Below are 16,885 nucleotides of genomic sequence, written 5' to 3' on the forward strand. Positions count from 1 at the left end.
GGCGCTGGGCGCCCCACCTGCTGTTCTTTGCGCGGTTGTCTGGAATGCACCTCCGGCGCGCCTTGGTACAAGCCTTGCTCTGTACCAATTGACGTTGAGTCCCTTGCTGGTTTGACGACGGAGTGTTGCCCCATGCGAGACAAATCTGTGACCACCCCGGTGACCACTGCACCGGCCAATGCAATGAACGCGCAGAACGCCGTCATGGGTTTGCGCGGGCGCGACCTGCTCAGCACCATGCGCACCGTGGCGCTGCAAGGCCTGCGCCGGCCGGTTTACAGCGCCAAGCACGCCTTGGCATTGGGCGGGCAGTTAGGCCGTGTGCTTATCGGCGATACGCTGCACAAACCCAACCCGAACGATGCGCGCTTTGCCGATCCCACCTGGCAACTCAACCCGTTCTACCGCCGCAGCTTGCAAGCGTATCTCGCCTGGCAGCAGCAATTGCACCGCTGGATCGAAGAGAGCGATCTACCCGCCGACGACCGCACCCGCGCGAGGTTTATCGCCACCTTGCTCGGCGATGCCATGTCGCCCTCCAACAGCGTGCTCAACCCGCTGGCCATCAAAGAACTGCTCAACAGCGGCGGCACCAGCTTGTTCAAAGGCGTGCGCCACCTCTATGACGACCTGCTACACAACAGCGGTCTGCCCCGGCAAGTGAACAAAACGGCGTTTGAAGTGGGCCGCAACCTGGCCACCACGCCGGGCAGCGTGGTGTTTCGCAACGAGATGCTGGAGCTGATCCAGTACAAACCGATGAGCGAAAAGCAGTTCGCCAAACCGCTGGTGATCGTGCCGCCGCAAATCAACAAGTTTTATATCTTCGACCTCAGCCCGGAAAAGAGCTTCGTCCAGTACTGCCTGAAGAACGGCCTGCAAGTGTTCATGGTGAGCTGGCGCAACCCCGATGCACGTCACCGGGAATGGGGCTTGTCGAGTTACGTACAAGCGCTGGAGGCGGCCACCGATGTGGCCCGCGCCATCACCGGCAGCAAAGACGTCAACCTGATCGGCGCCTGCGCTGGCGGCCTGACCATCGCGGCGATGCAAGGCCATCTATTGGCCAAACGGCAACTGCGCCGCGTCAGCAGCGCCAGTTATTTGGTGAGTCTGCTCGACAGCCAGATCGAGAGCCCGGCCATGTTGTTCGCCGACGAGAAAACCCTCGAAGCCGCCAAACGCCGGTCTTACCAGAACGGTGTGCTGGACGGTCGCGACATGGCGCGCGTGTTCGCCTGGATGCGCCCGAACGACCTGATCTGGAATTACTGGGTCAACAACTACCTGCTCGGCAAGCAGCCGCCGGCCTTCGACATTCTCTACTGGAACAACGACAACACCCGCCTGCCAGCAGCGTTTCATGGCGACTTGTTGGACTTCTTCAAACACAACCCACTGACCCGCCCCGGCGCCATGGAAGTGTGCGGCACGCCCATCGACCTGCAAAAAGTAAACGTCGACAGCTTTAGCGTGGCCGGCATCAACGACCACATCACGCCGTGGGACGCGGTGTATCGCTCCACCCTGCTAATGGGCGGCGACCGGCGTTTTATTTTGTCCAACAGCGGCCACATCCAAAGCATCCTTAATCCGCCTGGCAACCCGAAAGCCAACTTCTTCGAGAACGCCAAGCTCACCTCCGACCCGCGCGCCTGGTATTACGACGCCAAGCAGCACACGGGCAGTTGGTGGCCCGTGTGGATGGAGTGGATTCAAGCGCGCTCTGGTGAACAGCGCGAAACGCTACTGGCCATCGGCAACCAGAACTACCCGCCGATGCAAGCCGCGCCCGGCACCTACGTGCACGAGGTGTAAAGCGCAACAACACTGGCCAGGCGGCGTCTGGCCAGTTAACGTCGGCCAATGGATCGTCTGACATAAGAAGAATGGATGAAAACCCGCGACCGAATCCTCGAATGTGCCTTGGTGTTATTCAACCAGCAGGGCGAACCCAACGTCTCCACCCTGGAAATTGCTAACGAGCTGGAAATAAGCCCAGGCAATCTCTATTACCACTTCCACGGCAAAGAGCCGCTGGTGATGGAGCTGTTCGAACGCTTCGAAACCGACATGGCGCCGCTGCTCGACCCACCGGCCGGTGCGCGCTTGAACGTGGAGGATTACTGGCTGTTCCTGCACCTGATCGTCGAGCGCCTGGCGCACTATCGTTTCCTGTTCCAAGACCTTTCCAATCTGGCCGGCCGCTTGCCCAAACTGGCACGCGGTATTCGCCTGTGGCTCAACTCGCTGAAGCGCACCCTGGCGGCATTGCTGGCGGGTTTGAAAGCGGACGGGCATGTCACGAGCAACACCCAGGCGCTGGGATTGTTGGTGGAACAAATCACCCTGACGCTGCTGTTCTCCCTCGACTACCAACGCATTCTGGGCAACGTCGGCGAGCTTCGGTTGGTGGTGTTTCAGGTGATGATGCTGGTGACGCCGCATTTGCGCGAAGACTCGCGCGGCACGGCTGAACTCTTGGCGCAGCGCTACCTGCAAGCGTGACCATGAGCTGCGGTCCTGTTTGATTTGAGTTGCCCATAAAAAAACCCGGCCATCTGGCCGGGTTTTTCATTTACCGCACATTCACTCAGGACGACGTGCTTGGCGTCGTCGGTGCAGCTGGCGTTGCAGCCGGCGTAGTTGCAGCGGTAGCTGCTGGCGCTGGCGTTGGTGCGGGTGTCGCCGGTTTGGCAGCAGCGGCCGCCGGCTTCGGTGCAGCAGGCTTGGCAGCGGCCGGCTTCGGTGCAGGTTTTACCGCAGGCTTGGCAGCCGGCTTAGCGGCAGCGGGTTTCGCGGCTGGCTTGGCGGCCGGTTTTGCAGCGGGCTTGGCTGCGGCTTTCGCTGCAGGTTTATTAGCCGGCTTGGCAGCGGCTTTAACAGCCGGCTTGGCGGCCGGTTTTGCGGCTGGCTTGACGGCGGCTTTGGCGGCGGGTTTAGCAGCCGGTTTAGCAGCGGCTTTAACCAAAGGCTTGGCCGCCGGTTTTGCGGCAGCTTTGGCAGCCGGTTTAGCGGCGGCTTTTGCTGCTGGCTTGGCTGCGGGTTTGGCCGCCGCTTTTGCTGCGGGCTTGGCTGCAGGTTTAGCAGCGGCCTTGGCAGCCGGTTTAGCGGCTGGTTTGGCAGCGGCTTTCGGTGCTGGTTTAGCGGCCACTGTTTTGGCAGAAATGCCAGTCAGTTTTTCCAGCTGCTTGGTCAACACGTCAACTTTGCTGTTCAGGTCTTTCACTTCATTGCGGCTCGGAACGCCGAGACGCGAAATGGCACTGTTCAGACGTTTGTCGAAGGCTTCTTCCAACTCGCCCCATTTACCAATCGCCAGGCCGCGAACTTCATCGACCTTGGATTTAGCCGACTTGGCAGATGTTTTAGCGGACGTTTTCACGGCGCCAACTTGCTTCTCGACTTCGGTCTTGGCCAACTTTTCAGCTTTCTCGCCATCGGTTACCAGCGTGTCGAACAGCTTGGTGCCGTCCTTGCTGATTTTCGAATAGGCGCCCAACCCAGCCAGCCAGATTTGGCGCGAGTATTTTTCAACTTCGCCAACCCACGAGCTGCTTTGTTTTTCGACTTTCTTTTTAGCAACCATCCCGCTCTCCTTATTGAGTCTTAGCGACACGTGCAACCAACGCATTCAGCACGTCCAGCTTAGCAGAGAGCGCATCAACATCCTGGCGCGAAGGGATACCCACACGATTTAACGCGCTGGCGACCCGACGATCGAAAAGTTTTTCGATTTTGTCGAACTGCACTTCAACTTTGCTTTTAACGCTGGAGACATTGCTGCTGACTGATTGTTTAACCGAGTCGAGCTGGCTATTCGCCGCTTCGACCTGCGTTGTGACCAGTTTTTTGCCTTGTCGTTCGATGCCTTCGCCTTCGCTCACCAGGCCTTTGATATAGCCCGCACCTTCTTTGCCAACCTTGGCGTAGGCACCCAAACCGGCCAGCCAAATTTGGCGGCTGTAATGTTTAACATCGGTCAGCAGGGACGCTTGGATTTCGTCTTTTTTTACGACGACTTTTTTAGCTGCAACTTTGGCCATGGTGCACCTCACAAAGAGAAGGAAAAAACCGCCTGCTCTTTGCAGGCCTGCACTGAAATTAGCCGGGAAAATTAGAATTCACATACTAGGTATGCGCGGGCTCAACTAAGGGACTCGTCCAAGCCTTTTTCAATTTCGCGTTTTATCGTGCCGCTCATGGCCGATAACAGCAGGCCCAACTTGAGTTCGACGCGCACGTTGTCTTCGCCCACTTCAATGGTGCCGTCAGCGCCACTGCGTTTGAATTCCAACACGTCGCCCTTCCACTGATAACGCACCGAATACTCTTCGGCCAGGCGCTCGGCCAGCGCCTCGGCTTTGGCGCGCGCGCCTTGCGTGCCAAGAGTGTGTGAACGTTCGACGGTAATGCGGGCCATAGTTGATAACTCATGCGACCAAAAGTCGCGCGACTATAACGCGAGCGCCACGCCAAGGGCAGTCGCCCCGTAACCGCCACCGCACGCCTTGCCAAGACAAAGCCGGTGACCGCGATTAGAATGGCCGGCACTTTCTTCCGGTGACCGCATATGAACGATCCGCGCAAAGGCAGTGATGCCGAACCGACTACCCACTTCGGCTACCAAAGCGTGCCGGAAAGCCAAAAGGCCGACAAAGTCGCCGAGGTTTTCCACTCTGTAGCCGCCAAATATGACTTGATGAACGACCTCATGTCCGGGGGCGTTCACCGTCTTTGGAAGCGCTTCACCATCGAGCTTTCGGGCGTGCGCACGGGCAATCGGGTGTTGGATATCGCCGGCGGCACGGGCGATCTGACCCGTCAGTTTTCCCGCTTGGTCGGCCCCACCGGTGAAGTGGTCCTGGCCGACATCAACGCCTCGATGCTCAAAGTGGGCCGCGACAAACTGCTCGACAGCGGCGTGGCCAACAATGTGCAGTTCGTGCAGGCCGACGCGGAAAAGCTGCCGTTCCCGGACAACCACTTCGACTGCGTGACCATCGCCTTTGGCTTGCGCAACGTCACCCATAAAGATGAAGCGATCCGCTCCATGCTGCGCGTGCTCAAACCGGGCGGCCGCTTGCTGATTCTGGAATTCTCCAAGCCCACCAGCAACCTGCTGTCCAAGGCCTACGACGCCTACTCGTTCAGCCTGCTGCCGCTAATGGGCAAGCTGATCACCAACGATTCGGAAAGCTACCGCTACCTGGCCGAATCGATCCGCATGCACCCGGATCAAGAAACCCTGAAAGCCATGATGATCGAGGCCGGTTTCGAGCGCGCCACGTACCACAACATGACCGGCGGCATCGTCGCCTTGCACCGCGGTATCAAACCCTGATGTTGACCCAGGCGCTTCTGGCTGCGGCCGAGACCGGCATCAACCGCGTGCTGCGCCTCGACGCGACCGCCTTGCCGCGTCTCGCGCACCTGGCCGGTAAAGTGATCGCCGTGGAATGCAGCTCGCCGGCCGTGAAGGCATTCGTGCTGGCCGACGGTGCCGGTCTGCGTCTGGCTTCGCAGTGGGAAGGCGACATCGCCTGCCGCCTGCGCGCGCCGGCCAGTAGCTTGGTGCGGTTGGGCGTCAGCAAAGACAAAACCGCTGTGTTGCACAGCCCCGAGGTTGAGTTGGATGGCGACAGCGCCGTACTGCTCGATTTGGCCGGCGTGCTGCAAGACCTCGAATTAGACTGGGAATACGAAATTGGCCGCTGGCTCGGGCCGATAGGCAGCCAGTTGCTCAGCAGTCATTTGAAAAGCCGCGCGCGCTGGACCAGTCAGAACCTCGACAGCCTGCGCCAGAACGTGGCGGATTACCTCAGCGAAGAGTCGCGCACCCTGGTCGGCGAGAACGAAGCACAAGCGCGTTTTGCCGAGCTGGATGACCTCAAGCTTGCCCTTGATCGGCTCGACGCCCGCGTCGAGCGCCTGGCCCTGACCCTCAACTCCAAACCTAGCGAACCCGAATGAAGCTGCTTGCCGTCCGCCGTTTGTTGCGCATCCAGCGCGTGGTCATTCGCTACCGTCTCGATGATCTGATTCTTGAGCTGCCGCTGCCATGGTGGCTGCGCAGCGTCAGCTACTTTCTGCCGTGGCGTTGGCTGCCGCGTCGCAAGCTGGCGCTGAGCCGGGGCGAACGCGTACGCCTGGCGCTTCAGGATCTGGGGCCGATCTTTATTAAATTCGGCCAGCTACTGTCCACGCGCCGCGACCTGCTGCCGCTGGACATGGCCGACGAGCTGGCGTTCCTGCAAGACCAGGTGCCGCCCTTCGACCCGGCGCATTCGGTGGCGCTGATTGAAGCGCAGCTGGGCGCCAAGGTCGGCGACGTGTTCGCCCGTTTCGACACCCAGCCACTGGCTTCCGCTTCGGTGGCCCAGGTGCACGCTGCGCAACTGCGCAGTGGTGAAGAAGTGGTGGTGAAAGTGGTTCGCCCCGGTTTGAAACCAGTGATCCGCGCCGACATTGCCTGGCTGTTTTTGCTGGCCAAACTGGCCGAGCGTGTGTCTGGCGAAGCGCGCCGCCTGCACCCGGTGGAAGTGGTCAGCGACTACGAAAAAACCATCTACGACGAACTCGATCTGCTGCGCGAGGCGGCCAACGCCAGCCAGCTGCGCCGCAACTTCGAAGGTTCGCCGCTGCTATACGTGCCGCAGGTGTATTGGGACTGGTGCCGCCCGCAAGTGCTGGTGATGGAGCGCATCTACGGCGTGCAGGTCACCGACCTCGCCACCCTCGCCGACCAGCGCACCGACCTGAAAGTGCTGGCCGAGCGCGGCGTGGAAATCTTCTTCACCCAGGTGTTTCGCGACAGCTTCTTCCACGCCGACATGCACCCCGGCAATATCTTTGTTAGCACCCGTACGCCGTGGAGCCCGCAGTACATCGCCATCGACTGCGGCATTATCGGCAGCCTGACCCCGGAAGATCAGGACTACCTGGCGCGCAACCTCGTGGCCTTTTTCAAGCGTGACTACCGCAAGGTCGCCCAGTTGCACATCGACTCCGGTTGGGTGCCTGCAGAAACCAAAGTGAACGACTTCGAAGCGGCGATCCGTACTGTGTGCGAACCGATTTTCGAGCGGCCGCTGAAAGACATTTCTTTCGGGCTGCTGCTGATGCGCCTGTTCCAGACCGCGCGGCGCTTCAACATGGAAATTCAGCCGCAACTGGTGCTGCTGCAAAAAACCTTGCTGAACATTGAAGGCTTGGGTCGCCAGCTGTATCCGGACCTCGACCTGTGGGCCACCGCACAGCCGTACCTGGAACGCTGGATGCGTGAACGCGTGAGCCCGAAAAACCTGCTGCAGAACCTGCAATCGCAAGTCGAACAAGTGCCGCACTTGGCACACATGACCCGCGAGTTGCTCGAACGCATGGCGCAGCCGCATCTGTATAACCCGCCCATGCAACAGCAGCCGGGCGGCGGTGATAAATGGACGCTGCGCTTGCTGGGCACCGCCCTGTTGGGCGGCGGCATTACCCTGGCGTTGGCAGCCGCGAGCCTGACGGCAGCGACCACCTGGCCGGCCTGGCTGATGGCCGCGAGCGGGCTGTACCTGATTTTGCGCCGATAGCCAGTAGCGGCCTCAACTGGCAAACTCGCCCGACGATGTGCCCGCCCGAACGACGGAATTGCAATGAACGATTGGCTAGATGAAATCAACTGGAACAGTGACGGCCTGGTGCCGGCCATTGCCCAGGACTACAAAACCGGGCGCGTACTGATGATGGCCTGGATGAACCGTGAGGCCCTGAGCCTCACCGCCGCCGAGCAGCGCGCCATCTACTGGTCGCGCTCGCGTGGCAAACTCTGGCGCAAAGGCGAAGAGTCCGGCCACGTGCAAAAGCTGCATGAGATGCGCCTGGATTGCGACGAAGACGTGATCATTCTGATGGTCGAGCAACTCGGCGGCATCGCCTGCCACACCGGTCGTGAAAGCTGCTTCTACCGCGTTTACGAAAGCGGCGCGTGGAAGGCAGTCGACCCGGTGCTCAAAGACCCCCACGCGATCTATGCCGGCGAACACAAACATGAGTAACCCAGGCATGAATAACGCAGGCATGAACGACACCCTCGCCCGCCTTGCCCAGGTGCTTGAAGAGCGCAAAGGCGCCGCGCCCGACAGCTCGTACGTGGCCAGCCTGTATCACAAGGGCTTGAACAAAATTCTGGAAAAAGTCGGCGAAGAATCGGTCGAAACCATTCTTGCCGCTAAAGATGCTGCCGTCAGTGGCGACTGCAGCGACGTCATCTACGAAACCGCCGACTTGTGGTTCCACAGCCTGGTGATGCTTGCCGCGCTGGGCCAGCACCCACAAGCGGTACTGGACGAACTGGACCGGCGTTTTGGCTTGTCGGGCCATGCGGAAAAAGCCGCGCGCGAGCCGTCCTGACTTATCCGTTTTAATGCGTTATTCGCAGCCCGCGCTGCGTAACCCACCATCTCGAGAGGAACCGTTCCATGGGTATTTTTGACTGGAAACACTGGGTCGTCATTCTGATCGTGGTCGTGTTGGTCTTCGGTACCAAGAAGCTCAAAGGCCTGGGCAGCGATGTTGGCGAGGCCATCAAAGGCTTCCGTAAAGCCATGAATGACGATGAGAAGCCGAGCGAGCAGCCCGCTCCGGCGCAGCCGACCCAAGCGCAAAACGCACCGCTGAACCAACCGCACACCATCGACGCGCACGCGCAGAAAGTCGAAGAGCCAGCGCGCAAGGACTGACCCATGTTTGGCATTAGCTTCGGCGAATTGCTGCTGGTGGGCCTGGTGGCCCTGCTGGTGCTCGGCCCTGAACGCCTGCCCGGTGCCGCGCGCACCGCAGGCCTGTGGATCGGGCGCCTGAAACGCAGCTTCAATGCGATCAAACAGGAAGTGGAACGCGAAATCGGCGCCGATGAAATTCGTCGGCAGCTGCACAACGAGCACATTCTGGCGCTGGAACAGGAAGCCCGAAACGCCATCGCCCCGCCGCAGGTGCCGGCTGCCGCACCGATTGCCGAGGCCACGCCCGTTGCGCCGCCCGTGACACAGCCCGCCGTCGCGGCCGCCGAAGCGCCTGCGCCGGCGCCCAAACCAGCACCTGAACCCAGCCCGCCCGAGCAGCAGCAAACCCAGCTGGAACTGCCTGTCAGCCCCCAACCGCCGCGAGCCCCATGAGCGCAGACACCCCGGAAAACGACCAGCAAATGCCGCTGGTCTCGCACCTCACCGAACTGCGCTCGCGCTTGCTGCGCTGCGTGGCGGCCACCTTCCTGATTTTCGCCAGCCTGTTCTACTTCGCGCGCGACATCTACACCCTGGCCTCGGAGCCGCTGCGCCGCTTCTTGCCCGAAGGCGCCACGATGATCGCCATCGACCCGGCGTCGGCATTTCTGGCACCGCTGAAACTGACCATGGTGGTGGCGCTGTTTGCCAGCATGCCGGTGATTCTCTACCAGGCCTGGGGCTTTATTGCGCCGGGCCTGTACAAGCATGAAAAACGCGTCGCCGTGCCGCTGCTGACCTCGAGCGTGGTGCTGTTCTACGGCGGCATGGCGTTCGCCTACTTCCTCGTGCTGCCGCTGATTTACCACTTCCTGCTGGGCTCGGCGCCAGTCGGCGTTACGCCCATGACTGACATCAACACCTACCTCGACTCCGTGCTGACGCTGCTGTTCGCCTTTGGCGTGGCGTTCGAGATTCCGGTGGCCGTGGTGCTGCTGGTGACTATCGGCGTGGTGGACGTGGCGTACCTGCGCAAGATTCGTCCGTACGTAATCATCGGCTGCTTTGTGGTCGGCATGATCCTTACGCCGCCGGACCCGCTGTCGCAGACCCTGCTGGCCGTGCCGATGTGGATGCTGTTCGAAATTGGCGTGTTCTTCGGCGCCATGGTGCGCAAACGCCCGCGCGAAGAAGCGGCCAGCGACGACGCGCAACCGCCCGCCACCCAACCGTGAACCTGCTGCTTCTGGAAGACGCCGACTTTGTCGGCGCCGACCGCGTGATTCTGCGCGACCGCCGTCTGACTCACCTGCAAGAGGTGCACCGCGCCGAATCGGGCGACAGCCTGCGGGTTGGCCAAATCGGCGGGTTGATGGGCAAGGCGCACATCCTGCGTTTGGAAAGCGCTGAAGCCGAGCTGCAAATCACCCTCGACCAGCCGCCGCCGGCAAAACTACCGCTGACCCTGCTGCTGGCCCTGCCCCGCCCGAAAATGCTGCGGCGCGTGCTGCAAACCGTCGCCAGCATGGGCGTGCCGCGCTTAATTCTGCTCAACAGCTACCGCGTCGAAAAAAGCTTCTGGCAGACCCCGTTTCTCGAACCGGCGGCCATTCGCGAGCAATTGATTCTGGGGCTGGAGCAATCGCGCGATACGGTGCTACCTGAAGTGCGCATCGAAAAGCGCTTCAAACCGTTTGTGGAAGACCACCTGGCGCAGCTCTGTGCCGGCACCCAGGGTTTGGTCGGGCATCCCGGCCTATTCCCGGCGTGCCCCCGCGCGGTGGACGGCCCGGTGACGCTGGCCATCGGCCCGGAAGGCGGTTGGATTCCCTACGAAGTCGATAAGCTCGCCGAGGCGGGTTTGCAGCCCGTGCAATTAGGCGAGCGGATTCTGCGGGTGGAAACAGCGGTAACGGCGCTGATAGCGCGGCTGTTTTAGGCCACGCGGCGCCCTCGGGCGTGACGAATACCCTGTAGGTGCGAGCTTGCTCGCGAAAGCGTCCTTGAATCCAAAAGCGATTCCAAGGCCTGATCAGCCTTTGCGGTGCCAGTGCGCCGGCAATAACTTCCCTTCTAACTCCGGCGCTTCGCGCAGGCTCATATCCCGCGCGTGCAGCGGTTCGCCGCATTCCGAACACACCAGCACGCCGCGCACCTCGTGGCCACAGCGTTTGTGCACATGGCGAATCGGTTGGCCAGTGTCGCCGCTCATGTGCCGGTCGCCCCAGTTCACCAGCGCGAGCACGGCCGGGTAAAGGTCGTGGCCCTTTTCGGTCAACCTATACTCCTCGCGCACAGGCCGCTGTTGGTAGGCGCTTTTCACCAGCACGCCATGCTCGGTCAGGCGCTTCAGGCGCTCTGCCAACACATGTCGGGTGATGCCCATGCGCTTTTCGAAGTCGTCGAAACGGCGCACGCCCATAAAACATTCGCGCAGCACCAGCAGGGTCCAGCGGTCACCGACCACCGATAACGTGCGTGACAGCGAGCAGGGCTGGTCGCCCAGTTCTTCCCAGCGCATGACGATTCTCCAGAACGTTCTGCTGGCTACTCTAGCTTGACAGGTTCCAAAAAGGAACTGACTATCCAGCTCAGTTCCAAAAAGGAACTTACTCACGCAACCGACGAGAGAACAACAATGAGCGAACGCAAAGCAGTGTTAGTGGTGGGAGCCGGCGATGCCACCGGCGGCGCGATAGCCAAGCGCTTTGCCCGTGAAGGTTATGTGGCGTGTGTAGCGCGGCGTAACGCCGAAAAACTCGAACCGCTGGTGGCCGAGATCACCGCCGCTGGCGGCCAAGCGCGCGCCTTCGGCTGCGATGCGCGGCTCGAAGACCAAGTGGTCGAGATGTTCGCCACCATCGAACGCGAGATCGGGCCGCTGGAAGTGGTGGTGTTCAACATCGGCGCCAACGTGCACTTCTCCATCACCGACACCACCGAGCGCGTATACCGCAAGGTTTGGGAAATGGCCGCGCTCGCCGGCTTCCTCACTGGTCGCGAAGCCGCGCGGGTCATGCTGCCCCGTGCACGCGGCACCATCATTTTCACCGGCGCCACGGCATCGTTACGCGGCGGCAAAGGCTTCGCAGCGTTTGCCAGCGCCAAGTTCGCCCTGCGCGCCACGGCCCAGAGCATGGCGCGCGAGTTAGGGCCGCTGGGCATTCATGTGGCCCATCCCATTATTGATGGCGCGATAGACACGGCGTTTATCCGCGACAACTTCCCTGAGCGCTACGCCATGAAAGAGCAGGACGGGATTTTGAATCCGGACCATATTGCCGATTCGTATTGGCAGATTCACACCCAACCCAGAGACTCGTGGACCCACGAACTTGATCTACGCCCCTGGCTAGAAACGTTCTAGTCCATGGACGGTTTCCGGGTCGTCGGCCTTGCTGCGTTGCGTCCTCGCTTTAAATGCTCACGTACCTAAGTACGCTGCGCTTTAAAGCTGCGGGGCGCCTTGCAATGCCTTAGCCCCGAAAACCTCGAACTCGGTAACGGCACCTTCCGACAACCAACAAAAACAGCGGATCAAAACATGAGCAAAACCCTGGAATTCTTCTTCGACTTCGGCAGCCCCACCACTTACCTGGCGTGGACTCAACTGCCGAAAATTGCGGCCGATGCCGGCGTGGAAATCACGTGGAAACCGATGCTGCTTGGCGGCGTGTTCAAGGCCACGGGCAACCAGTCGCCGGTCGCGATTCCGGCTAAGGCCAAGTACACCTTTGGCGACCTGGCGCGCTTCGCCACCCGTTACGGCGTGCCGATGGCGTTCAACCCGTTCTTTCCGATCAATACACTGCTTTTGATGCGCGGCGCGGCCGGTTACTTGGGCAGCGCGAATTTCCATCCGTACGTAAATGCTGTGTTCACGGCAATGTGGATCGAGCAGAAAAACATGGGCGACCCGGCCGTGGTCGCGCAGGTGCTTAGCGCAGCCGGGCTGGAGCCGGCGGAGTTCGAGCGGCTGGTGAATGACGAGGACGTGAAGCAGCGCCTGAAAGACATTACCGAGGACGCCGTCAAACGCGGCGCCTTTGGTGCGCCGACGTTCTTTGTCGATGGAGAAATGCATTTCGGCCAGGATCGGCTGGATTTCGTGGCCGAAGCGTTGAATCGCTAATCAGGTTTCCAGCAGAAACGTCACGGGTCCGTCGTTCACCAACGACACCTGCATATCCGCACCAAAACGCCCGGTGGCAACCACCGGGTGTTTCACCCGCGCCTGCTCAACCAGATAGTCGAACAGCTCGGCGCCCAACGCTGGCGGCGCTGCAGTGGAAAAGCTCGGGCGCAGGCCGCTTTTGGTGTCGGCTGCCAGGGTGAATTGCGAGACCAGCAGCAACCCGCCCGCCACGTCAGTCAGCGACAAATTCATCTTGCCGTCGGCATCGCTGAATACGCGGTAGTTGAGCAGTTTGTGCAGCAGTTTGTCGGCGCTGGCTTTGCTGTCTTGCGGTTCGACGCCGACCAGCACCAGAAGGCCCTGATCGATCGCCCCAACGGTTTCGCCCGCCACATCGACACGCGCCTGAGTGACGCGTTGAATCAGTCCCTTCATGCTTCGTCCGGTGCCAGGTTAAGCAGGCGGCGAGCGATTTGCTCGGCGGCGCGCACCAGTGCATCCGTGATGCCCGGCTCGGCAGCGGCATGGCCGGCGTCGCGAATAATCTGCAGCTCGCTGTTGGGCCAGGCTTGGTGCAGTTCCCAGGCGTTATCCAGCGGGCAGATCATGTCGTAGCGCCCGTGCACGATGATGCCGGGCAGGTGGGCAATCTTGTGCATGTCGCGAATCAGCTGGTCCGGTTCAAGAAACGCGTTGTGCATAAAGTAGTGGCACTCCACCCGAGCGATCGACAGCGCGCGCTGTGGCTCGCTGAAGCGTTCCACCACCTGGGTGTTTGGGCGCAGCGTGGCGGTGCGGCCTTCCCACGTCGACCAGGCTTTGGCGGCGTGCATTTGCGCAATCTGGTCGCTGCCGCTCAGGCGTTTATGGAAGGCCGAAACCAAGTCGTGACGCTCTTCCGGCGGAATCGGCGCCACATAATCCTGCCAATAATCGGGGAACAGGCGACTGGCGCCTTCCTGATAAAACCAGCGAATTTCCTGGGGACGGCACAAAAAAATGCCGCGAAGAATCAGGGCGTGTACACGTTCAGGATGGGTTTGCGCGTAGGCCAGCGCCAAGGTCGAGCCCCACGAGCCGCCAAACAGCACCCATTTGTCGATGCCCAGATGCTGGCGAATCACTTCGAGGTCAGCGACCAAATCCCAGGTGGTGTTGTTTTCCAGACTGGCGTGGGGAGTGGAGCGCCCGCAGCCGCGCTGGTCGAAGGTGATGATTCGGTACTGGTTAGGATCGAAATAGCGGCGGCTGGCGCCGTCGCAACCGGCGCCAGGGCCGCCATGCAGAAACACCACGGGAAGACCTTCCGGCGTGCCGCTTTCGTCGACATACAGCACGTGCGGCGCCTGCACGGCCAGTTCGTGGCGCGCGTAAGGCTTAATCTCCGGATACAAAGTCTGCATGCTGCACTCCCTTGTTAATTAAGACGCTGCCACGCGCAATCCCTGAAGGTCGGGTACATTTTCCCGGCAAGGCGCCTGAGCTCTGCCGGGCATCATAACCATGAAAACGGAGTTGAGCATGCCAGACCGGATAATTCCCTTTGCCCGCTTGTGGTTTATCGCCATGGCGCTGACCGTGCTTGCCGGTTGCTCAAACAGTGATCCCATGGCCTCGCTGGAAGCCGCCGTGCAGCAGCTACAAGACAACCTTGAAGCCAAGCGCAGCAGCGACGTCATGGAACAGCTGCACTCCGAGTTTCGCGCCCAGCAGCAGTACGACAGCGAATGGGCCAAGCGCACCATGCTCGGCCTGTTTCTGCGCTACAAAAACGTGCGGGTGATCGCCCTGAGCAAAACCAGCAACCTGGACCCTGCCTCGTCCAGCAAGGGTTACACCGAGGCGCAAGTGGCGGTTACTGGCGCCGAAGGTTTGATACCAGACAACGCCAACCACTACAGCGTGAAACTGGAGTGGTGGTTGGAAGACAAGGAATGGAAGTTGGCGCGGATCAATTGGGAGTAAAGATCAGAGGGCGTCCGCTTCGCCGGCGTAATGCGTCTGCGCCCACGCCAGGTACGTGCGCAACAATCCACGCAGCACCACTTGCGCGTCCTCGGCCAGGTCCGGCCGGAAGGTGAACGGCGCTTGTTCATCCATATAAATGCATTGGCCAATCTCCAGCTGCACCGCCTGCACCCGTTCAGCCGGACGCCCGTAATGGCGGGTAATGTGCCCGCCTTTGAAGCGCCCATTGAGCACATGGCTGTAGCGCGGCGACCGCGCGCACACCTGCACCAATTGCTCCGCCAGCTCGGCAGCACAACTAGCGCCGTCGTTGGTGCCTAGGTTGAAGTCGGGCAATTTGCCGTCGAACAGGCGTGGTACTCGAGAACAAATCGAGTGCGCGTCGAATAACAGCGCATAACCAAACTGTGCTTTGAGCCGCGCCAATTCGTCATTCAGCGCGCGGTGATAGGGCGTCCAGATTTCCTGCAGATAACGCTCGCGCTCCAAGGCTGAGGGCACGCCGCCTTCGATAAACAGCGGCGCGCCGTCGAACAGGGTGTCGGGGAACAGGCCAGTGGTTGCGCTGGCATACAACGGGCGGTCGTCGGCTGGCCGGTTCAGGTCCACCACATAGCGCGAATAGTTCGCGGCCAAAGTGCTGGCGCCCAGGTCGGCAGCGAACGCGTAGAGCGTCGGAATATGCCAGTCGGTGTCCGGCAAGCCTTGCGCTTGCGGCACCAGCCCGGCCTGCACGGCGGGCGTCAGTTGCAGGCCGGCGTGGGGCATGCTGATCAGCAGCGGCACCGTGCCTTGGGCGAATTCGTAGGGACGTTCGATCAAGTCAGACATCACTTAGCTCCTGGCCATGGCGGATCACGCGCTTGCTCAAATCGCCGCCGAGCCAGTAGCTCAACTCGGCCGGTTGGGCGATTTGCCAGGCGACGAAATCCGCCACCTTGCCTACTTCAAGACTGCCATGGCTGGCGCCCAACCCCAGCGCTTTTGCCGCGTTGAGAGTGACGCCAGCCAAGGCTTCTTCTGGGGTGAGACGGAACAAGGTGCACGCCATATTCAGCATCAGCCGCAGTGACAACACCGGCGAGGTGCCAGGGTTGAGGTCGCTGGCGATGGCCATAGCCACGCCGTGTTCGCGCAACAGCGAAATGGGCGGCAATTGGGTTTCACGCAGGAAATAAAACGCGCCGGGCAGCAACACCGCGACGGTGCCAGCCGCCGCCATGGCCTTGGCGTCGTCGGCCGTCATGAATTCCAAATGATCCGCCGACAACGCCTGATACCGCGCCGCCAGGCTCGAGCCCGCCAGCGAAGAAAGTTGCTCGGCGTGCAGCTTCACCGGCAAGCCCAAGGCACGCGCCGTGATAAACACACGCTCCACCTGCGCCGGCGAGAACGCCAAGTGCTCGCAGAAAGCGTCGACCGCATCGACCAGATTTTCCGCTGCCAGCGCGGGCAGCATTCGCGTGCAGACGTGGTCGATGTAGTCATCGCTGCGTCCGGCAAATTCCGGGGGCAAAGCGTGTGCCGCCAGGCAAGTGCTGCGCACCGTGACGGGCAAGGTGTCGCCCAGACGCCGGATGACCCGCAGCATCGTGCGTTCGTTGGCCAGATCCAGGCCGTAGCCAGACTTGATTTCAATGGTGGTCACGCCATCACGCAGCAGCGCGCGGACGCGTTGGGTGGCGCTGGCGAGTAATTCATCTTCACTGGCCGCCCGGGTGGCGCGCACGGTACTGGCAATGCCGCCGCCGGCTGCAGCGATTTCGGCATAGCTCACGCCTTGCAGGCGCTGCTCGAACTCGGCGCTGCGGTTACTGCCGAATACCGCGTGGGTGTGGCAATCAATCAGGCCGGGCGTAACCCAGGCGCCTTGCAAGTCATGGCGCTGGGCGTAGTCGGCGGAGGGCAACTCGGCGGAGGGGCCGATCCATTGGATCAGCCCATCGGCCGTGACGATGGCGGCGTTCTCGATGTTCGAATATGCGCCGCCGGCCAGGGTGGCGGCGTGGCAGTTGAACCAAAGGTGCTGCATGGAGCCTCCGAGCCAGTGAAGCGTTTACGTTCAGTTCCC

Annotated in this window: 22 protein-coding genes; 14 read left to right on the forward strand and 8 right to left on the reverse strand. The window is 61.1% G+C overall.

Going from position 1 to position 16,885, the window contains the following annotated elements; genetic code table 11:
* The first annotated feature begins 132 nt into the window (after positions 1–132).
* Together phaC and ACZZZU_RS10450 are read left to right on the forward strand one after the other, a co-directional pair.
* On the forward strand, positions 133–1,818 hold the full coding sequence (gene phaC, locus ACZZZU_RS10445; RefSeq protein ID WP_122494537.1) for a class II poly(R)-hydroxyalkanoic acid synthase: 1,686 nt from the start codon (positions 133–135) through the stop codon (positions 1,816–1,818).
* Between the two features lie 75 nt (positions 1,819–1,893).
* A complete protein-coding gene (locus tag ACZZZU_RS10450; RefSeq protein ID WP_463550533.1) occupies positions 1,894–2,508 on the forward strand; it encodes a TetR/AcrR family transcriptional regulator in 615 nt (204 codons plus the stop codon).
* 85 nt (positions 2,509–2,593) lie between these two features.
* On the opposite strand, the gene ACZZZU_RS10455 is transcribed toward ACZZZU_RS10450, so the two are convergent.
* From ACZZZU_RS10455 to ACZZZU_RS10465, 3 genes are all read right to left on the reverse strand, one after another.
* Positions 2,594–3,589, reverse strand: a complete 996-nt coding sequence (locus ACZZZU_RS10455) for a phasin family protein (RefSeq protein WP_463550534.1) — start codon at positions 3,587–3,589, stop codon at positions 2,594–2,596.
* A 10-nt stretch (positions 3,590–3,599) separates the two neighbouring features.
* The gene (locus ACZZZU_RS10460; protein ID WP_122494543.1) at positions 3,600–4,046 is read right to left on the reverse strand and encodes a phasin family protein; all 447 of its coding nucleotides are present in this window, start codon (positions 4,044–4,046) and stop codon (positions 3,600–3,602) included.
* 101 nt (positions 4,047–4,147) lie between these two features.
* Positions 4,148–4,423, reverse strand: coding sequence for a polyhydroxyalkanoic acid system family protein (locus tag ACZZZU_RS10465; RefSeq protein WP_122494545.1), 276 nt, complete (start codon positions 4,421–4,423; stop codon positions 4,148–4,150).
* Between the two features lie 150 nt (positions 4,424–4,573).
* Between ACZZZU_RS10465 and ubiE the strand changes: the two genes are divergently transcribed.
* The 9 genes from ubiE (at position 4,574) to ACZZZU_RS10510 (ending at position 10,650) form a co-directional block, all read left to right on the forward strand.
* The gene (gene ubiE, locus ACZZZU_RS10470; RefSeq protein WP_122494547.1) at positions 4,574–5,344 is read left to right on the forward strand and encodes a bifunctional demethylmenaquinone methyltransferase/2-methoxy-6-polyprenyl-1,4-benzoquinol methylase UbiE; all 771 of its coding nucleotides are present in this window, start codon (positions 4,574–4,576) and stop codon (positions 5,342–5,344) included.
* Entirely contained in the window at positions 5,344–5,973 is a 630-nt protein-coding gene (locus ACZZZU_RS10475) for an SCP2 sterol-binding domain-containing protein (protein WP_122494549.1), read from the forward strand. The genes ubiE and ACZZZU_RS10475 overlap by 1 nt, the downstream gene beginning before the upstream one ends.
* Positions 5,970–7,580, forward strand: a complete 1,611-nt coding sequence (gene ubiB, locus ACZZZU_RS10480) for a ubiquinone biosynthesis regulatory protein kinase UbiB (RefSeq protein WP_122494551.1) — start codon at positions 5,970–5,972, stop codon at positions 7,578–7,580. Before ACZZZU_RS10475 ends, ubiB begins: the two co-directional genes overlap by 4 nt.
* A gap of 63 nt (positions 7,581–7,643) precedes the next feature.
* Positions 7,644–8,045, forward strand: a complete 402-nt coding sequence (hisI, locus tag ACZZZU_RS10485; protein ID WP_463383795.1) for a phosphoribosyl-AMP cyclohydrolase — start codon at positions 7,644–7,646, stop codon at positions 8,043–8,045.
* 22 nt (positions 8,046–8,067) lie between these two features.
* Positions 8,068–8,400, forward strand: coding sequence for a phosphoribosyl-ATP diphosphatase (locus ACZZZU_RS10490; protein WP_122494769.1), 333 nt, complete (start codon positions 8,068–8,070; stop codon positions 8,398–8,400).
* 68 nt (positions 8,401–8,468) lie between these two features.
* A complete protein-coding gene (locus tag ACZZZU_RS10495; RefSeq protein ID WP_463383796.1) occupies positions 8,469–8,729 on the forward strand; it encodes a twin-arginine translocase TatA/TatE family subunit in 261 nt (86 codons plus the stop codon).
* 3 nt (positions 8,730–8,732) lie between these two features.
* On the forward strand, positions 8,733–9,164 hold the full coding sequence (gene tatB, locus ACZZZU_RS10500; RefSeq protein ID WP_463550535.1) for a Sec-independent protein translocase protein TatB: 432 nt from the start codon (positions 8,733–8,735) through the stop codon (positions 9,162–9,164).
* Complete coding sequence (tatC, locus tag ACZZZU_RS10505) at positions 9,161–9,946, forward strand: twin-arginine translocase subunit TatC (RefSeq protein ID WP_122494559.1); 786 nt, start codon at positions 9,161–9,163, stop codon at positions 9,944–9,946. Before tatB ends, tatC begins: the two co-directional genes overlap by 4 nt.
* Entirely contained in the window at positions 9,943–10,650 is a 708-nt protein-coding gene (locus tag ACZZZU_RS10510) for a 16S rRNA (uracil(1498)-N(3))-methyltransferase (protein WP_463550536.1), read from the forward strand. The genes tatC and ACZZZU_RS10510 overlap by 4 nt, the downstream gene beginning before the upstream one ends.
* A gap of 93 nt (positions 10,651–10,743) precedes the next feature.
* Here the strand turns inward: ACZZZU_RS10510 and ACZZZU_RS10515 are convergent, their stop codons facing one another.
* Entirely contained in the window at positions 10,744–11,232 is a 489-nt protein-coding gene (locus tag ACZZZU_RS10515) for a winged helix-turn-helix transcriptional regulator (protein WP_463550537.1), read from the reverse strand.
* Positions 11,233–11,349: 117 nt separating this feature from the next.
* On the opposite strand from ACZZZU_RS10515, the gene ACZZZU_RS10520 reads away from it, so the two are divergent.
* Positions 11,350–12,078: an SDR family oxidoreductase gene (locus ACZZZU_RS10520; RefSeq protein WP_122494565.1), complete on the forward strand. Its 729-nt coding sequence runs from the start codon at positions 11,350–11,352 to the stop codon at positions 12,076–12,078.
* Positions 12,079–12,255: 177 nt separating this feature from the next.
* Positions 12,256–12,843, forward strand: a complete 588-nt coding sequence (locus ACZZZU_RS10525) for a 2-hydroxychromene-2-carboxylate isomerase (protein ID WP_122494567.1) — start codon at positions 12,256–12,258, stop codon at positions 12,841–12,843.
* Here the strand turns inward: ACZZZU_RS10525 and dtd are convergent, their stop codons facing one another.
* Positions 12,844–13,281: a D-aminoacyl-tRNA deacylase gene (dtd, locus tag ACZZZU_RS10530; protein WP_463550538.1), complete on the reverse strand. Its 438-nt coding sequence runs from the start codon at positions 13,279–13,281 to the stop codon at positions 12,844–12,846.
* Positions 13,278–14,249: a prolyl aminopeptidase gene (gene pip / locus ACZZZU_RS10535; protein ID WP_122494571.1), complete on the reverse strand. Its 972-nt coding sequence runs from the start codon at positions 14,247–14,249 to the stop codon at positions 13,278–13,280. Before pip ends, dtd begins: the two co-directional genes overlap by 4 nt.
* Positions 14,250–14,367: 118 nt before the next feature.
* Between pip and ACZZZU_RS10540 the strand changes: the two genes are divergently transcribed.
* Positions 14,368–14,811, forward strand: coding sequence for a hypothetical protein (locus ACZZZU_RS10540; protein WP_463383801.1), 444 nt, complete (start codon positions 14,368–14,370; stop codon positions 14,809–14,811).
* A gap of 3 nt (positions 14,812–14,814) precedes the next feature.
* On the opposite strand, the gene hutG is transcribed toward ACZZZU_RS10540, so the two are convergent.
* Both hutG and hutI read right to left on the reverse strand, forming a co-directional pair.
* Positions 14,815–15,645 (reverse strand): N-formylglutamate deformylase, encoded by an 831-nt coding sequence (hutG, locus tag ACZZZU_RS10545; RefSeq protein WP_463383802.1) that lies wholly within the window; start codon positions 15,643–15,645, stop codon positions 14,815–14,817.
* The gene (gene hutI, locus ACZZZU_RS10550) at positions 15,638–16,846 is read right to left on the reverse strand and encodes an imidazolonepropionase (RefSeq protein ID WP_463550539.1); all 1,209 of its coding nucleotides are present in this window, start codon (positions 16,844–16,846) and stop codon (positions 15,638–15,640) included. The genes hutG and hutI overlap by 8 nt, the downstream gene beginning before the upstream one ends.
* Between the last annotated feature and the right edge of the window lie 39 nt (positions 16,847–16,885).

The sequence above is a fragment of the Pseudomonas sp. AC136 genome (genome assembly GCF_979258585.1).

What these genes read in the sequence shown, in the direction of transcription:
- phaC (WP_122494537.1), top strand. Translation starts at nt 133, where the DNA reads ATGCGAGACAAATCTGTGACCACCCCGGTGACCACTGCACCGGCCAAT.
- ACZZZU_RS10450 (WP_463550533.1), top strand. Translation starts at nt 1,894, where the DNA reads ATGAAAACCCGCGACCGAATCCTCGAATGTGCCTTGGTGTTATTCAAC.
- ACZZZU_RS10455 (WP_463550534.1), bottom strand. Translation starts at nt 3,589, where the DNA reads ATGGTTGCTAAAAAGAAAGTCGAAAAACAAAGCAGCTCGTGGGTTGGC.
- ACZZZU_RS10460 (WP_122494543.1), bottom strand. Translation starts at nt 4,046, where the DNA reads ATGGCCAAAGTTGCAGCTAAAAAAGTCGTCGTAAAAAAAGACGAAATC.
- ACZZZU_RS10465 (WP_122494545.1), bottom strand. Translation starts at nt 4,423, where the DNA reads ATGGCCCGCATTACCGTCGAACGTTCACACACTCTTGGCACGCAAGGC.
- ubiE (WP_122494547.1), top strand. Translation starts at nt 4,574, where the DNA reads ATGAACGATCCGCGCAAAGGCAGTGATGCCGAACCGACTACCCACTTC.
- ACZZZU_RS10475 (WP_122494549.1), top strand. Translation starts at nt 5,344, where the DNA reads ATGTTGACCCAGGCGCTTCTGGCTGCGGCCGAGACCGGCATCAACCGC.
- ubiB (WP_122494551.1), top strand. Translation starts at nt 5,970, where the DNA reads ATGAAGCTGCTTGCCGTCCGCCGTTTGTTGCGCATCCAGCGCGTGGTC.
- hisI (WP_463383795.1), top strand. Translation starts at nt 7,644, where the DNA reads ATGAACGATTGGCTAGATGAAATCAACTGGAACAGTGACGGCCTGGTG.
- ACZZZU_RS10490 (WP_122494769.1), top strand. Translation starts at nt 8,068, where the DNA reads ATGAACGACACCCTCGCCCGCCTTGCCCAGGTGCTTGAAGAGCGCAAA.
- ACZZZU_RS10495 (WP_463383796.1), top strand. Translation starts at nt 8,469, where the DNA reads ATGGGTATTTTTGACTGGAAACACTGGGTCGTCATTCTGATCGTGGTC.
- tatB (WP_463550535.1), top strand. Translation starts at nt 8,733, where the DNA reads ATGTTTGGCATTAGCTTCGGCGAATTGCTGCTGGTGGGCCTGGTGGCC.
- tatC (WP_122494559.1), top strand. Translation starts at nt 9,161, where the DNA reads ATGAGCGCAGACACCCCGGAAAACGACCAGCAAATGCCGCTGGTCTCG.
- ACZZZU_RS10515 (WP_463550537.1), bottom strand. Translation starts at nt 11,232, where the DNA reads ATGCGCTGGGAAGAACTGGGCGACCAGCCCTGCTCGCTGTCACGCACG.
- ACZZZU_RS10520 (WP_122494565.1), top strand. Translation starts at nt 11,350, where the DNA reads ATGAGCGAACGCAAAGCAGTGTTAGTGGTGGGAGCCGGCGATGCCACC.
- ACZZZU_RS10525 (WP_122494567.1), top strand. Translation starts at nt 12,256, where the DNA reads ATGAGCAAAACCCTGGAATTCTTCTTCGACTTCGGCAGCCCCACCACT.
- dtd (WP_463550538.1), bottom strand. Translation starts at nt 13,281, where the DNA reads ATGAAGGGACTGATTCAACGCGTCACTCAGGCGCGTGTCGATGTGGCG.
- pip (WP_122494571.1), bottom strand. Translation starts at nt 14,249, where the DNA reads ATGCAGACTTTGTATCCGGAGATTAAGCCTTACGCGCGCCACGAACTG.
- ACZZZU_RS10540 (WP_463383801.1), top strand. Translation starts at nt 14,368, where the DNA reads ATGCCAGACCGGATAATTCCCTTTGCCCGCTTGTGGTTTATCGCCATG.
- hutG (WP_463383802.1), bottom strand. Translation starts at nt 15,645, where the DNA reads ATGTCTGACTTGATCGAACGTCCCTACGAATTCGCCCAAGGCACGGTG.
- hutI (WP_463550539.1), bottom strand. Translation starts at nt 16,846, where the DNA reads ATGCAGCACCTTTGGTTCAACTGCCACGCCGCCACCCTGGCCGGCGGC.